Here is a 14,951-nt window from a genome sequence, read left to right as displayed (position 1 = left end):
CGGTCAACGCTAGGGTCGAGGCATCGCGGCCGGGATCCCTCAGCTTGACGGGCGATGTGGCCGCAGCCGGTCGAGCAGACCGTTCACCAGCGCGCCGGTCGCGCCCGCGGCTGCGGTGCCGTAGACGTGGTAGTCCGGCCTGATCAGCACGGACGCCGCGCCCCGGTCACGCAGGTAGTCCAGGTACCCGCCGTCCTCCTGGTCGCCGGGTCCGAGATGGACGACGGTGGCGCCGAGCCCCGACAGTGCGGCGCGCTGAGTCGCGCTGACGGCGTCCGGCTCCTCGGTGGTGAGCAGCAGGAAACCCGACGCGATCAGGTCGTCGAACCGGCCGGTGACGATCACGTCACCGCCGCCCGGCTGGAGGAATCCGGTGGCCAACGGTGTCGCTTCGGGTGGTGACGTCCGGCGGCCACCGCCATTGGCCCGGATCGCCGCGTCGCGGTCGGCGGCGGCGGCCGGATCGGTCACGCAGATGACCCTGCCGAGTTTGACCGAGGCGAGGACGGCCGCCTTGGTGTGGCCCCGCCGCTCGAGCGTGTAGGTGTCGAGCAGCCGCTCGTCGGCCCGGCCGCCGAGCACCAGGTCCAGCTTCCACGCCAGGTTGCTGACGTCACGGATGCCAGAGCACATGCCCTGACCGGCGAACGGCGGCATCAGATGGGCAGCGTCCCCGGCGAGAAGAACCCGGCCCTGCCGCCACTGCTGGGCCCATCGGGCATGAGATCGGTACACCCCGCTCCGCAGCAGCTCCGCCGTCCGCGGTGTGACGCCGTGCGGCGCCAGCAGCCGCCACGCCGTCTCGGCGTTGTCCATTTCCGCCGCGGACTCCCCCGGCAGGCACATGAACTCCCAGCGCCTCCGGTCACGTCCGCTGCCCACCAGCGTCGTGGGCCTGGCCGGGTCGCACAGCTGCAGGTTGGTCGGGACGAATTCGCGGGGCTCGTGCAGTCTGACGTCGCACAGCAGCCACTCGAAGGAGAACCCCAGATCGGTCATCGGCACGGCGGCCAGTTCGCGGACGACGCTGTTCGCCCCGTCGCAGCCGACCAGCCAGCCTGCTCGGAAGGTGTGGGTGGCACCGCTTTCGTCCTCGGCGCTCGCGGTGACGCCGTCGTCCGTCTGGCTGATGCCGACGACGGACAGGCCTCGCCGGACTTCGACCCCGGGTTCGGCCGCCAGCGCGGCGCCGAGCAGCCGCTCCAGCGCGGGCTGATGCATCGTGTTCGCGTCCGGCCACCCGTACCGGCCGGCGTCGCTGAAGGAAATGTCCAGCAGAACCTGTCCATCGGCGCCGCGCCACTGGTAGCCGGTCGCGGGCACCGCGATTCCGGGCAGACCGGCGCCGACCCCCGCCGCCGCCAGCAGCCGGGCGGTCTCCCCGTCGAAGCTGGTGGCCCGGGGCAACCCGAAGACCTCGCGATGCCGCTCCAGCACGATCACCCGGTGGCCCCGGCGGGCCAGCAGGCTCGCCAGCACGGCACCACTCGGACCGCAGCCGACCACCAGGACGTCGGCGCGAGAGGTCAAGAAAGCCATGTCTCGCGACCATACGCAGGCGGGCAGGCGCCACCATCGCTCGCACTGACAGTGCGGGCGGGGAACCTCGTCCGGCACCGGCGACCACTGTCAACGCGAGGGATCCGCGACGGCGGGCCCCGCACCTAGCGTTGCCCTGCACACCGTCACGACGGCCTGGTTTGTGCCGGCGCCCATGATCGCGGCCGCTCCGTCGGCCTCGATCGTCGAGCTGCATTGGAGATCACCGTTGCGGGGGCATGACCACTACGTCCGCCAGATCCTCGGCAGGCTCGACGCCGACCCTGCCGCCATTCCCGTCTGGCTCGGAGACGAACCCTTCTCGGCCGAGCGGCTCGCCAGAGCGGTCCGCACGACCGCGGCGTCGCTGCGTTCGGCCGGTGTCGGCCCTGGCACCTCGGTCGCCGTTCTGACCAGCCCCAACACGCCGTCCACCCTGGTCTACCGGTACGCGGTGAACCTACTCGGCGCGACGGCGGTCCACATTCGCGGAATCAACGCCGCCGACCCCAGGGACGAGCTGGGTCCTCGCGTCCAGGCCGAGATTCTCGCCGGCCTCCGGCCGAGCGTGCTGGCGGTCGACCAGGACAACCTCGACCGGGCGCGCGGGTTGCGTGCCGCGGCCGGATCGGCGTGCGCCCTCGCCGCCCCTGGTCCGTCCGGACCGGACGTGCTGGACATGACCCGGTCCCCGGAGACACCGTTCGACGACTCGACGGCCGAAGAGGCGGAGACCGCCGTGGTGACCTTCACCAGCGGCTCGTCGGGGCGGCCGAAGGGCATCAGCTGGCCGTTCGCGGTCAAGAACGACATGGCCGCCGCCGGCTCCCGGCCCGCGGTCTGCCTGATCACCGGGTCGCTGACCCACTCCAGCGGTTTCTCCGCCGATGACGCCATCATCGCCGGGGGCAGCGTCGTGCTGCACCACGGGTTCGACGCCGAGACGGTGCTCCGGGCCGTCGAACGGCACCGCGTCACCCGGCTCGTCCTCGCTTCTCCGCAGGTCTACGCCCTCACCGAGCACCGCGCGTTCGACGACTACGACCTCTCCAGCCTGCGTGAGGTGTTCTACACCGGGAGCCCGGCCGCGCCGGAACGGCTGGCGGCCGCCGCCAAATCACTGGGCCCAGTGCTGTTCCAGGTCTACGGGACGAGCGAGACCGGCATGATCAGCCTGCTCACCCCCCAGGATCACCTCGACCCCGACCTGCGCCGCACGGTCGGCAGGCCACCGGCGAACGTCCGGGTCACCGTCCGTGATCCGCAGGACCACGACCGGGTCCTCCCACCGGGTGTCGCCGGCGAGATCTGCTCGTCCGGGCGCTGGGCGATGAGCCACTACTGGAACGACCCGGAGCAGACCGCGCGGACGGTGCGCGACGGTTGGGTGCGCACCGGCGATATCGGACGGCTCGACGAGTCGGGATACCTGACTCTCGAGGGGCGGCTCGACGGCGTCCTGAAGGGCGAAGGCGTCCGCATCTACCCGGAGGCGGTCGAACGCGTGCTCCTCGAACACGCCACCGTGGCACAGGCCGCGGTGTTCGGGATCGAGGACGAGGACCGGCTGGCGCTGGTCCACGCGGTGGTCACCCCGGCCCCCGGCTGCACGCCGCGACCGGCCGACCTGCGGGCGGAGGTGGCGGCCGCGCTCGGTGACCGCCACGCTCCGGTGGATATCGAGGTCAGACCCGAACTGCCCCTGCTGGGATCGGCGAAGCCGGATCGGAACCTGCTCCGGGAGCAGGCGCTGGGGGCGCGGTTCTGGCAGTCGTCGCTGGCCGGTGCCGACGGTGATTCCCTGCTCCGGGACAGGCTCGGCCAGCGTGGCGACGACACGGCCGGGGGACCGGCTCCCGTCCGGCGGATCCCGGAGTTCCCGGCCGCGGAGAACACGCTGCTCGGAGCCTGGGCGGTACTGCTGCACCTGCTGGGTGCCGGCTCTCCGGTGCTCTTCGGAACCGGGCCCCGGCCACTGCTGGTGGCCGTCGCGCCGGGCGACGAGATCGGCACCGTCCTGGACCGGGCCGGGGACGCCGTGACCGCTTCGGGCGGGCACGCCGAGCTCGGACCGCGGGGGCGCGCCCTGCTCGACGCCGCGGCGGACGCGTCGTTCGACACCGCTGTCACCTTCACCCCTGCCGAACCGCCCCGGCCCCGCACCGCCGAACTCAGGGTCGGCCGCGACGCGGGCGAACTCGTCCTGACCCTGGTCACCGACCCGCGGCTCATCGGCGCGGAAGCCGCGGGGCGTCTGCTCGACATGGTCGTACGCCTGCTCCGTGAGTTCCGCGAGGCGCCCGGCCAACCGGTCGGCAGGCTGGACCTTCTCGACCCGGACACCCGCCACCAGGTGCTCCGGAAGTGGAACGCGGTCCGGAACCCGCAGCCCGCCGCGACGCTGGGCAGGCTGTGGCAGCGCGCCGTCGACGAGCACGCCGGGCGACCGGCGGTGGACTCCGGCGGCGCCGTGACCTCGTACGCCGAACTCGACCGCCGTGCCGGACGGCTCGCGGCCGCCCTCGCCGAGGCGGGGGCGGCACCCGGCCGGATGGTGGCCATCGTGCTGCCACGATCGCTGGACCTGATCACCGCGCTACTGGCGACGGTCCGGATCGGCGCGGCGTTCGTCCCCGTCGATCCCGGCTATCCGCGGGAGCGGATCGCGGCGATGCTGGAAGACTGCGACCCGCTCGTCGTCTGCACCTCGGCGTCGGCCGACCTCCCGCTGACCCGTCCCTGGCCGCGCGTCCTCGTCGAGGATCCGGGGATCGGCGAACGGGCGGACGGGTTTCCGCGAGTCACCCCGAGACTGACCGATCCGGCGTACGTCATCTACACCTCCGGCACGACCGGCCGTCCGAAGGGCGTCGCGGTCACCCACACCGGACTGGCGAACCTCGCCGCGACCAAGCGTGAAGGGCTGGGACTGGACAGCTCCTCCCGGTTGCTGCAATTCGCCTCGCCGAGCTTCGACGCGTTCGTCGCCGAACTGATGGGCGCGTTCACCGCGGGGGCGACGATCGTGGTGCCGCCGCCGGGGCCGCTCGCCGGGGAACCGCTGGCCGCGGCCCTGCTCGAGCGACGGATCACCCACGCCATTCTCCCGCCGGTGGCACTGTCCAGCATCGACCCCGTGGCCGTGCCCTCGCTCCGCGGCTTGATCAGCGCCGGCGAGGAATGCCCCGCCGAACTGGCCGCGCGGTGGTCCGGGAACCGCCGGATGGTGAACGCCTACGGGCCGACGGAGGTCACCGTCTGCGCCACTCAGAGCGAACCGCTCACGGGTGGCGGCCGCCCCCCGATCGGGCGCCCCGTCGCCGGTGCCCGCGTCTACGTCCTCGGTCCCGGGCTGCGGCCGGTGCCACCTGGATTCCGCGGCGAGCTCTACGTCGCGGGGCACGGTGTCGCCCACGGTTACCTCAACCGGCCCGCGTTGACGGCCGAACGCTTCGTGGCCGACCCGTTCGGCCCGCCCGGCAGCCGGATGTACCGCACCGGCGACATCGCCTCCTGGCACGGCGACGGCGACCTGGACTTCCACGGCCGCGCCGACGACCAGGTCAAACTCCGTGGCTTCCGGATCGAACCCCGCGAGGTCGCGGCGGTACTCGAAGAACTGCCCACGGTCGCCCGCGCGGTGGCGGGCCTGCGCGAGGACGGCGACGGCCGCGTCCGGCTGGTCGCCTGGATCGTGGCCGCGGCCGGGGAAGCGCCCGTCCGCGAGCAACTCCGCGAGCACGCCGCACACCGATTGCCGGACCATATGGTGCCGACCGGGTACGTCGTCGTCGAGGCCCTTCCCGTGACGCCGAACGGCAAGCTCGACCTTGCCGCGCTGCCCGCGGTCCCCGAGCAGGAGAGTTCCGCGACGGCACAGCCCGCCCTGCGGACCCCGGCGGAACACGCGCTGGCCGCCATCTTCGAGGAGCTGCTCGGCGTCACCGACGCCGGTGCCGACTCCGACTTCTTCGCACTCGGTGGCGACAGCATGCTGGCGATCTCGCTGATCCGGCGCGCTCGCGAAGCGGGGCTGGCCGTCTCCCCCAAGGAGATCATCGGGAACCCCACGATCGGTGCCCTCGCCGCGATGGCCACCTCGCTGCCGTCCTCGACCGCCAAGACTCCTCACGTGGAAGGCCGCCGATGATCCGCCCCGTACTCAACCCCGAGCTCCTCGATTCGCTCGACCTCGCCGACCCGGTGCTGCACGCCGAGAACGAACTCTCCGAGGTTTGGCGCCGTCTCCGCGAAGACCGGCCCCACTACTGGCATCCGGCGAAGGACGACCGCCCCGGCTTCTGGGTCTTCAGCCGCTACTCCGACACGATGGCGATCTACCGCGACAAGGAGCACTTCACCACCGAGGGCGGCAACATGCTGTCGACCCTGCTCACCGGCGGGGACTCCGCGTCCGGCTCGATGCTCGCGATGACCGACGGCGACAAGCACACCCAGCTGCGCAACGTGCTGAACGCGGCCTTCGCCCCCCGCAGACTCAAGACGATCCGCGAGGCGATCCGGCGGACGATCGACGACCTCATCAAGGCGGCGATCGACAAGGGCGAATGCGATTTCGTCCACGACATCTCCGCGAACATCCCGCTGGGTGCCATCTGCGGGCTGATGGACGTGCCGGAGGCCGACCGCCGTTATCTGCTCGGACTCACCTCGCAGGCGTTCAGCTCCGACTACGCGGACGCCCCGCCAGAGGAGAGCTGGCAGGCGAAGAGCGAGATTCTGCTCTACTTCGCCGACCTGGCACAAACCCGGCGCGGCCGCGACTCCGACGACGTGGTCAGCCTGCTGGCCAACTGCCACGTCGGCGGTCAGCCGCTGAGCGACGCCGACCTGATGTCCAACTGCTACGGGCTGATCATCGGCGGCGACGAGACCGGCCGCCATGCCATCTCCGGCGGTATCCAGGCGCTGATCGAGCAGCCGGACCAGTGGCGCGCCCTCAAAGAGGGCACCGTCGGCCTCGACACCGCCGCCAACGAGGTCCTGCGCTGGACCGTTCCCGCGTTGCACAGCGGGCGCAAGGCCACCGGCGACACCACGGTCGACGGGCAGCCGGTCAAAAAGGGCGACATCGTCACCGTCTGGATCTCCTCGGCCAACCGCGATCCCGAGGTCTTCGCCGACCCGGACCGCTTCCTGCTCGATCGCAAGCCGAACAAGCACCTCACCTTCGCCTTCGGCTCGCATATCTGCCTGGGGCACACGCTGGCGCGCATCGAGGTGGAGGAGGTGCTCGACGCGCTGCGCACGCTCGTGTCGTCCGCCGAACAGACCGGGCCGGAGCGGTGGATCTACTCCAACGTCCTGAACGGCATGAGCTACCTGCCGGTCAAGCTGACACCCGAGACGACGTGAACCGCGTCGCCATCGTCACCGGATCGGCAAGGGGCATCGGTGCCGCGGTGGCCGGACGGCTGCTCGAGGAGGGCATCGATGTCGCCGTCCTCGACATCGATCCGCCTGCCGCGGAACGCGCGGTCGCCGTCCTCGACCGAGCGGGCGGCCGCGCCACGGCCGTCGCGGTCGACGTGAGCGACCCCGACTCGGTCCGCAAGGCGGTCGACGAGGTCGCCGACCGGCTCGGGCCGCCCGGCATCCTGGTCAACAACGCCGGTGTCACCAGGGACAGCCTGGTTTTCTCGCTCTCGCCCGCCGACTGGGACCTGGTCATCAACGTGAACCTGCGCGGCACGTTCCTGATGACGCAAGCGGTCACCGAGCATATGGCCAAACTCGGCTGGGGCCGCGTGGTGAACCTGTCGAGTATCGCCGCGGTCGGCAACGCCGGGCAGGCCAACTACTCGGCGGCGAAGGCCGGGATCGAGGGCCTGACCAAGACGCTGGCCATGGAACTCGGTCCGCTGAACGTCACCGTCAACGCCGTGGCGCCCGGTTACGTGGCCACCGAGATGACCGCGGCACTGGCTGCGAAGGCCGGCCATACGGCCGAGGAGCACCAGGCGCGGGTCGCCGCGACGATTCCGCTGCGCCGGGTCGGTCATCCGAAGGACATCGCCCACCTGGTGGCCTTCCTGGTGAGCGACCACGCGTCGTTCGTGTCCGGCCAGATCATCCACGTCGCCGGTGGGCCGGTCTGCTGACCTGCGTGTCCACCTCGCATCCGGAAGGAACTCCTCCTGTGAAAACCGTGCTCCTGCTCAACGGGCCCAATCTCGGGATACTCGGAGACCGCGAACCGGAGATCTACGGCTACGACACCCTCGACGACATCGCGAAATTCGTCGCCGACGAAGTGGCCGAGGCCGGCTGGCAGGTCGTCCCGGTTCAGGACGACCACGAAGGCGGCCTGGTCCAGGCGGTGCACGCGCACCGCAGGTCGACCATCGGCGCGATCGTCAACCCCGGCGCGCTCATGATGGCCGGGTGGAGCCTGCGCGACGCGCTCGCCGCCTATCCCGCACCGTGGATCGAGGTGCACCTGAGCAACGTCTGGGCTCGTGAGAGCTTCCGCCACGAATCGATACTGGCCCCACTGGCCAGCGGAGTCGTCGTGGGTCTCGGCGCGTTCGGCTACCGCCTGGCCGCCAGGGCGCTGCTGCAGCTGTGCGGCCCCGAATGAACCACCAGGTCGTCACCAGCGGCCCGGAGCACTCACGACAGGACACCAGGGAGACACCCACGATGCCGGAGACATCGGCGCGATTCCAGACGTGGCTGCGCCGCTTCAGCCCGCCAGGCGAAGCGACGTCCACCCTGGTCTGCCTTCCCCACGCGGGCGGATCGGCCAGTTTCTTCTTCGCGCTCGCTCGAGCGCTGGCCCCGGAGATCGACGTACTGGCGGTTCAGTACCCGGGACGGCAGGACCGCCGTCACGAGCCGAATATCGACAACCTCCCGGAACTGGCCGACCGGATCGTCGACGCGGTGCGACTCGTGGACGATCGGCCGTTGGCCCTCTTCGGGCACAGTATGGGCACGCTGCTGGCGTACGAGGTCGCCCTGCGGCTCGCCGCCGCCGGGTCGCCGACGCCGGCCCACCTGTTCGCCTCGGGGCGCCGGGCGCCGTCCCGGCATCGGAACGACCGGTTGCACCTGTCCTCGGACGACGACCTGCTCGCCCACATCCGGCGGCTCGGCGGTCCCGGTTCGGCGATGCTCGACGACCCGGAGATCCGGGCCATGGTCCTTCCCCTCCTCCGCAACGACTACCACGCGGTGGAGACCTACCGGCACGATCCGTCCGCCGTCCTCGACTGCCCGATCACCGTGCTCACCGGCGATCGCGACGCGCTGGTGACCATGGACGAGGCACACGCGTGGGCCCGGCACACGACCGGCCCCACCGAGGTCGTGACGCTGCCCGGCGGTCACTTTTACCTGGCCGACCGGAACGAGGAGGTCGTAGCGCTCCTTCGCCGGCGACTCTCGGCCGTCACCGTGGAAAAGACGCCGTAGCGGTCGAGTCCCGCCCGCTATGTCCTGGCCGCCGCGACCAGCTCCGCGACCGAGTAGGCGAGCCCCATCGCCTGCCTGGCGTTCAGGCGTGGATCACAAGCGGTCTCGTACCGGTTCGGCAGATCCTCTTCCGTGACGGCCGGGACACGGCTGAGACACTCCGTGACGTCATCGCCCGTCACCTCCACGTGAATGCCGCCGGGATGGGTGCCCAGCTGCCGGTGCACCTCGAAGAACCCGGTGATCTCGTCGACCATCCGATGAAGCCGGCGCGTCTTGTAGCCGTTCGCCGACAGGTAGGTGTTGCCGTGCATGGGGTCGCACTGCCAGATCACCTGGGATCCGGAGGCGGTGACTTTCTCCACGATCGGCGGCAGGACGTCACGGACCCTGCTGTGCCCCATCCGGCTGACCAGGGTGACTCGCCCTGGCTCACCGTGCGGGTCGAGCCGTCGCACGTATTCGACCGCCTGCTCGGGGGTCGTCGATGGACCGATCTTGACGCCGATGGGGTTGGACAACAGTTCCGCGAACGCGAGATGGGCGCCGTCGAGCCCGCGGGTGCGCTCGCCGATCCACAGGAAGTGCCCCAGTCCGCTCGACACCCGAGGCTCCGGCCCGCTGGTGTCGGCCCACAGCTGCGACCGTTCGTAGTCCAGCAGGAGTGCCTCATGGCTGACGTATGTTTCGTCGCCGTCCGTGCCGCCTGGACGGAATTCACGGACAAGACCCATGGTTTCGACGGCGCGGGCGTGGGCTCGCAGCATCCGTTCGGGAGCGGGTGTCCTGGCCACGAGCGTGGATTCGGCCGAGTTGATCATGTCGCCGCGGTAGACGGGCAGCCCCAGGGCGTCGACGGCTTGGGAGCGAGGCTTGGCATACTGCCCGGCCATTCGAGCGATCTTGACGACGGGCAATCCGGCACGCTCGGCGAGCACCGCGGCCATCTGGTCCAGTGTCCGGAGATTGCCGCGCTGATGCGCTTCGGTGTTTCCGGCGAAAGTCTCCGCACAGTCGCCTCCCTGCAGCAAGAACGCCTCGCCCCTGGCAACCGCGGCGAGCCGTCCCGCCAGCCGCGCGGTCTCGTCCGGCAGGACGATCGGCCCCGCCCGGCTCAGCGCGGCCACCACGTCTCGTGCCCGGCGCGGATCGGGCCACACCGGTTGCTGCGCCGCGGGCTTCCGCAACGCCGCCTCCAGCCGTCCGGCGAGAAAGCCTTCCAGCGGGGGAAAGTGCGTCATCGGCGAGCCCCACCGGACGAACCGACGAGGTCGGCCACGGGAGTTCGCGGCATCCGGGCCAGCTCGCTCGCGACCAGATCCGGGGGAACGTCACTCACCAGCGCCGCGCCCTCTGGTCCGTCCAGGACGAAAGTGAATCCCCGGACCGCCTTCTTGTCGTGTCGCATCAACCGCATCAGGGTGGCGGTATCGGCCTCGGCCGGCAGCGCGTCGGGGAGTCCGTAATGCCGGACGACGTCGCGATGCTCCGCCACCCGGCTCTGCCCGATCCGGCCGAGAGCACCGGCGAGCCGTCCCGCGAAGACCGTTCCGATGGCCACCGCCTCGCCGTGGCGCACGGCGTAGTCCGTGGCTCTCTCCACCGCATGGCCCAGCGTGTGGCCGTAGTTGAGCAGGTGCCGCGGTCCGGTGTCCCGCTCGTCCGCCTCCACGATGCGGGCCTTGAGTGTCACGCTGGCGGCGATCTGTTCGACCAGGGTGAGCCCTCGCAGATCCGGTGCGCCGATGAAGTGGCAGCGGGCGATTTCGCCGAGGCCGCTCAGCATCTCCCGCCGCGGCAGGGTCGCCAGGTAGTCGGTGTCGCAGAGCACCGCGCTCGGCTGCCAATACGTACCGGCCAGGTTCTTGCCGTCGGGCAGGTTCACCGCCGTCTTCCCGCCGACACTGGCGTCCACCTGTGCCAGCAGGGACGTCGGCAGATGGATCACCGGCACGCCCCGGTGGTACAGCGCGGCCGCCAGCCCGACCACGTCGGTGGTGGTGCCGCCGCCGCACGAGACGACCACGTCGGACCTGGTCAGGCCGAACCGTGCGAACTCACCGCACAAGGCCTCCACCGTGCCGAGGGTCTTGTCATGCTCACCGTCACGCGCGGGCAGCACCAAACTGGGTACCCCGGTGTCGGGCAACGACTTCCGTGGTCGAGCGGACACGACGACGGCCCGCTCGGCGCCCAGCCGCCTGATGACATCGGCGAGCGCCGTCCGCACGCCCGGGCCGATGATCACGTCATACGAATGGTCCCTCAGACGCAGAGAAACCGTGGTCATGTCATCCCCTTAGGCCGCCGCGTAACGGGTTCCGCCCACCGCCTGATCAGTTTTGCCGCCGCCGCTCCGCGCAGCCATCACCAACGTGAATAGTTCGGCCGGGCGCTGTCACACAAGCCGGCGGCTACCTCGAAAACAAACCCTCGGAGCACTGATCAGCGGGCGCAGGGGCCGCTGTCCGAAGAAGCTCGACTTCCCCATGGCGGCAACAAAACCTGGGTACTGCCGAACGCGATGCCGGGGGGGCGGTCAAAGATCGTCGACTGTCCTGCTTTCGCAGGTCGGAAGCATGCTGGTGGTGGGCCGCCTGGGGCTCGAACCCAGAACCTACGGAATCTTGGGCCGGGTCTGCGGACATCTGCCGTTAGCTGACGACAACTGCCCTCACCTGCATGAACTTCGACTACGAACGATCATGGTCTGTGATCGTTTGGCGTCGCCTGCGGTCGTTTCCCGGGGATAAACCGGGGAGATGATCATGACTTCCGAGTCAACTTCAGACGACCGCGGGAATGACCACCCTACTGCCCACTCTTTCCCCGTCACCCCGATACGAAGCCAGTACGCGGCCGGTGGCGCTGGGGCAAGGCACTCCTTCCCGCCTTGACGCGGCGCTACCGGCCGTTGTCACGATCAGGCGTCGGGGCGACGCGGCGGCCACTGGTGATGTTGGGACAACTCCGCCTCGGTAATTAAGTAGAGGGCAGCGGGCTCGTACTGAGAGTCGACGTATGCACATGGAGATGTGCCCGGCACGAGACCGAGACCGCGCAGCTGGCTCTCGGTGCACAGGAAGGGCGGCGCAGCCTGTGATCGGTAGCAAGGCAATCCGTGCTGGGTCCACTTGTATGGCGCGGCGGTCATGAACGCCACGGTAGAGATCATTGAAGCCGGTCTCAGCGGCCTTCCGGGGGACGTCAACTTTGCCCGATCTCGCACATGGGTGAACTTCGTCGGCGGCGTGCTGGACAGTGCTGCTCGTCGGCGGGCTCGCCGCGACCGGCGGCCGGAGCGGAGCGGCAGGCCGTCCGCGTCGCACCAGGCGGAGCCCGCCGTACGAGTGGTGACATGCGCGCCGACGACGGCGGCGCCTTGATCCCATAGAGCTAATTTCGGCAACACGAAATAATGACAGAACCTAGACCGTCAGGCCTTGATTCTCAGCCTCGTCTACATCGTCGCCCGCTATTGCGTCATACACTTCATTCGCAATCCACACAGTCGCACCCCCCTTACCCGCTACTCCAATTTCAGAGAGCCAGCCGCGACCCGCAAGGCTTCTAATGAGGTTGAGTGCGCCCTGGTTTGTTATCTGCAATTTCTTGCGAATCAATGTCGTTGTAATAACGGGGTTCGTAAATAAGAGCTCAACTACTTCGACCGCCCGACTGCGACTACCGGCAAGCTCAGCTCGATACCGTTCGCGCAAACCCAGCAACTCACGCGAACGCAGTACGCCATCATCAGCCTGGGCAGCCACGGCGGTCAGGAAGAACTGAAGCCACTGCTGCAACTCCCCGCGCTCACGCACCGCCTGAAGCCGGTCATAGTACTCCCGCCTCCTGCTTGCAAAGTAGGGGCTCACATAGAGAAGGGGCACAGACAGTCGATCTTGATGACACAGGAACAGTAGAACCAGCATCCTGCCAACGCGACCGTTACCATCAGAGAACGGATGTATAGTCAAGAATTGATAATGCAGAAGAGCTGCCCGAATAAGGATTGGCACACGTGGCGGATTACTGAGATATTCCTCCCAATCACTCAAAGCCAAGTTAAGAGCATCTCCGACAGGTGGCACGAATACAGCAGTCTCCGGCCTCTGAGTCGGAGAACCGAGCCACACAGGGGAAGATCTAATACTTTCTTCGCTTGAATTTCGAAGCGAGGTTGACATTAGCGCGTTGTGAACTTCGCAAAGCGCCTGCAAGTTCAGACGTTCTCTCGCAAGAGAAAGCCCTTTTTCGAGGGCTTCGACATGTGCAGTCACTTCGATAATATCTCGCTCACGCGGGTGAACGCGACTCGCCTCAGCCTGGAAAACATCCGTTAAGCTCGCCTGCGTTCCCTCGATGCGTGCGCTAGCGAGCGCCTCCCGGACCGCATACGGCCGCATCAACAGTCTCGGATTCCGAAGCATCCCCCCGACGCCGGACAGGCGACCAAGGGCAGCGTCGGCCTCCGACAGAGCCAACTGGGTCTCCGGATCAAGCGCGACCACCCGAGGAAGGGGAGCCGGGTCATACCACCAGTAGCCGCCCGATTCGTCCCAGCGGGCACACCCATAGGTTGCGACCTCGATCTGATCAGCCCTCACTGGTCCAACTTACAACACGGCGGCGTGTTTCGTTGATAGAAGCACCATCGGGTGTAGACTCCGTTGCAAGTTGCGGATGGGATGGTGGGACGCGTTGGGAGTTGCTGCAGCCGTCGTTGTGGACAGCCGCAACGTCTTTCATCAGAGCGGTGACGCCATCGGGTTACGAGCGTGTCCGTCCGTAGATGGCATCCGAAACGCCCTTCGGCGGTATGGATATGACGTGAAAGCCGTTCATGTCGGGCTCGCGCTGGCTCGACCGCGCGACAAGCACGAGCTTGCCCAGCAAAACGCACTGAACGAAGCTTACCGTGATCGCGTGATAGCAGAAGGTGGCGAGCCTCTGCTGGGCGAGCTTCACCTCAAGCCTGGTGACACCATCGAGGAAAAGATGGTCGACAGCGCCTGCTGCGTACGCATCACGCGATACGTTGAAGAGATCGCAACCGGCAGGTCGGCGGTAGAGGCCATCGTGGTCCTGAGCAAGGACATTGACCTAACACCAGCCGTGGACTACGCGCTCGCCACAAAGGTTCCGATTGCTGTGGGCGCTCTGGACGTTGTACAGCACCGTGGTCACCCCTACATGCTGCTCGGCCCGAGCGCTTACGCGGCGATGGCAGGAAGTCCAGACCTGATCACAGGACACGAATATCGCGAACTTCTCGCTTGCGCGCTCCGGGATGGCTCCCCAATACCCTGGCGTGTGGGCGGCTCACGTCGACATCCTCGCCTGCACCATGGCACAGGCATCGTCGCCGTGCCAGAGAAGGGCACTGTGCTGCCGAACGTGGGGCAGACAGTAAGCCTGAGCCCGGTAGACATCGTTTGGCAGGAGAAGCTACTCGGATCGTTTCCGATCTTGCTCTGCGGGGAAACTCCTCACCGCACGAAGACCTGGGATACCGCGACTGTCCTGCGCAGGACTGCCCCCATGACGCTGGAGATTCAGCTCAGCGACAGCTCGGTCGGGCGAGAACAGTACATGCTAGGAGGCGTCGTCCGCGGCGACAAAGTGCTAGTCCACCGCGCAACCGGCAAGATCCTCGGTCGCCTGATGAGCGACAACGCTCGCTCTTTTGACCCGGACCTTGTTGACACCCTCCGGGTCACATCTGCGCTGCCACGAGGTGGAGCGTTGGCAGTGGACAGCGAGGGGAAGCGTGGACTGATGACGACCAGCCAGAAAGTCACCGCCGGCCAGCGGCTCCCAGGCATCCAGATAGACGCTAACAAGAAGGGTGCGGTCTGGGCCGCAGTCGGCACACCCCTGCCCTGAACAGAGCAAAGGGGACGGCTAGGCCGTCCCCTTCGTTAAAACGGGCCCTTGCGTCCCGCAGTGAGTCGCTGCCAACTCTACATAGGTAG

Annotated in this window: 10 protein-coding genes; 6 read left to right on the top strand and 4 right to left on the bottom strand. The window is 68.4% G+C overall.

Annotated elements, in window-relative coordinates; translation table 11 throughout:
- Positions 1–39: 39 nt before the first annotated feature.
- The gene (locus tag ACLJO0_RS07120; RefSeq protein WP_410577104.1) at positions 40–1,539 is read right to left on the bottom strand and encodes a bifunctional 3-(3-hydroxy-phenyl)propionate/3-hydroxycinnamic acid hydroxylase; all 1,500 of its coding nucleotides are present in this window, start codon (positions 1,537–1,539) and stop codon (positions 40–42) included.
- Between the two features lie 175 nt (positions 1,540–1,714).
- Here ACLJO0_RS07120 and ACLJO0_RS07115 point away from each other — a divergent pair, with 175 nt between their 5' ends.
- The 5 genes from ACLJO0_RS07115 (at position 1,715) to ACLJO0_RS07095 (ending at position 8,976) form a co-directional block, all read left to right on the top strand.
- Entirely contained in the window at positions 1,715–5,689 is a 3,975-nt protein-coding gene (locus ACLJO0_RS07115) for an amino acid adenylation domain-containing protein (protein ID WP_410577103.1), read from the top strand.
- A complete protein-coding gene (locus tag ACLJO0_RS07110; protein WP_410577102.1) occupies positions 5,686–6,915 on the top strand; it encodes a cytochrome P450 in 1,230 nt (409 codons plus the stop codon). Before ACLJO0_RS07115 ends, ACLJO0_RS07110 begins: the two co-directional genes overlap by 4 nt.
- Positions 6,912–7,661, top strand: coding sequence for a 3-oxoacyl-ACP reductase FabG (gene fabG, locus ACLJO0_RS07105; RefSeq protein ID WP_410577101.1), 750 nt, complete (start codon positions 6,912–6,914; stop codon positions 7,659–7,661). The genes ACLJO0_RS07110 and fabG overlap by 4 nt, the downstream gene beginning before the upstream one ends.
- Positions 7,662–7,699: 38 nt before the next feature.
- Positions 7,700–8,140, top strand: a complete 441-nt coding sequence (locus ACLJO0_RS07100; protein ID WP_410577100.1) for a type II 3-dehydroquinate dehydratase — start codon at positions 7,700–7,702, stop codon at positions 8,138–8,140.
- A gap of 62 nt (positions 8,141–8,202) precedes the next feature.
- The gene (locus ACLJO0_RS07095; protein WP_410577099.1) at positions 8,203–8,976 is read left to right on the top strand and encodes a thioesterase II family protein; all 774 of its coding nucleotides are present in this window, start codon (positions 8,203–8,205) and stop codon (positions 8,974–8,976) included.
- A 17-nt stretch (positions 8,977–8,993) separates the two neighbouring features.
- Here ACLJO0_RS07095 and ACLJO0_RS07090 read toward each other — a convergent pair whose 3' ends face one another.
- The 3 genes from ACLJO0_RS07090 to ACLJO0_RS07080 form a co-directional block, all read right to left on the bottom strand.
- Positions 8,994–10,217 carry a 3-deoxy-7-phosphoheptulonate synthase gene (locus ACLJO0_RS07090; RefSeq protein ID WP_410577098.1) on the bottom strand — a complete coding sequence of 408 codons (1,224 nt, stop codon included), beginning with the start codon at positions 10,215–10,217 and terminating at the stop codon, positions 8,994–8,996.
- Positions 10,214–11,266, bottom strand: a complete 1,053-nt coding sequence (locus ACLJO0_RS07085) for a 3-dehydroquinate synthase family protein (RefSeq protein ID WP_410577097.1) — start codon at positions 11,264–11,266, stop codon at positions 10,214–10,216. The genes ACLJO0_RS07090 and ACLJO0_RS07085 overlap by 4 nt, the downstream gene beginning before the upstream one ends.
- A 1,138-nt stretch (positions 11,267–12,404) precedes the next feature.
- Positions 12,405–13,583: a Fic family protein gene (locus ACLJO0_RS07080; RefSeq protein ID WP_410577096.1), complete on the bottom strand. Its 1,179-nt coding sequence runs from the start codon at positions 13,581–13,583 to the stop codon at positions 12,405–12,407.
- A 76-nt stretch (positions 13,584–13,659) separates the two neighbouring features.
- Between ACLJO0_RS07080 and ACLJO0_RS07075 the strand changes: the two genes are divergently transcribed.
- Positions 13,660–14,862, top strand: coding sequence for a hypothetical protein (locus ACLJO0_RS07075; protein WP_410577095.1), 1,203 nt, complete (start codon positions 13,660–13,662; stop codon positions 14,860–14,862).
- Positions 14,863–14,951: the final 89 nt, after the last annotated feature.

It is taken from the genome of Amycolatopsis sp. lyj-108 (assembly GCF_046549005.1).
GTDB lineage: Bacteria > Actinomycetota > Actinomycetes > Mycobacteriales > Pseudonocardiaceae > Amycolatopsis.
Note: the sequence above shows the minus strand (reverse complement) of the source record. Positions and strands in the feature narration are given on the sequence as shown.

What these genes read in the sequence shown, in the direction of transcription:
- ACLJO0_RS07115 (WP_410577103.1), top strand. Translation starts at nt 1,715, where the DNA reads ATGATCGCGGCCGCTCCGTCGGCCTCGATCGTCGAGCTGCATTGGAGA.
- ACLJO0_RS07110 (WP_410577102.1), top strand. Translation starts at nt 5,686, where the DNA reads ATGATCCGCCCCGTACTCAACCCCGAGCTCCTCGATTCGCTCGACCTC.
- ACLJO0_RS07120 (WP_410577104.1), bottom strand. Translation starts at nt 1,539, where the DNA reads ATGGCTTTCTTGACCTCTCGCGCCGACGTCCTGGTGGTCGGCTGCGGT.
- ACLJO0_RS07085 (WP_410577097.1), bottom strand. Translation starts at nt 11,266, where the DNA reads ATGACCACGGTTTCTCTGCGTCTGAGGGACCATTCGTATGACGTGATC.
- ACLJO0_RS07075 (WP_410577095.1), top strand. Translation starts at nt 13,660, where the DNA reads ATGGGATGGTGGGACGCGTTGGGAGTTGCTGCAGCCGTCGTTGTGGAC.
- ACLJO0_RS07095 (WP_410577099.1), top strand. Translation starts at nt 8,203, where the DNA reads ATGCCGGAGACATCGGCGCGATTCCAGACGTGGCTGCGCCGCTTCAGC.
- ACLJO0_RS07090 (WP_410577098.1), bottom strand. Translation starts at nt 10,217, where the DNA reads ATGACGCACTTTCCCCCGCTGGAAGGCTTTCTCGCCGGACGGCTGGAG.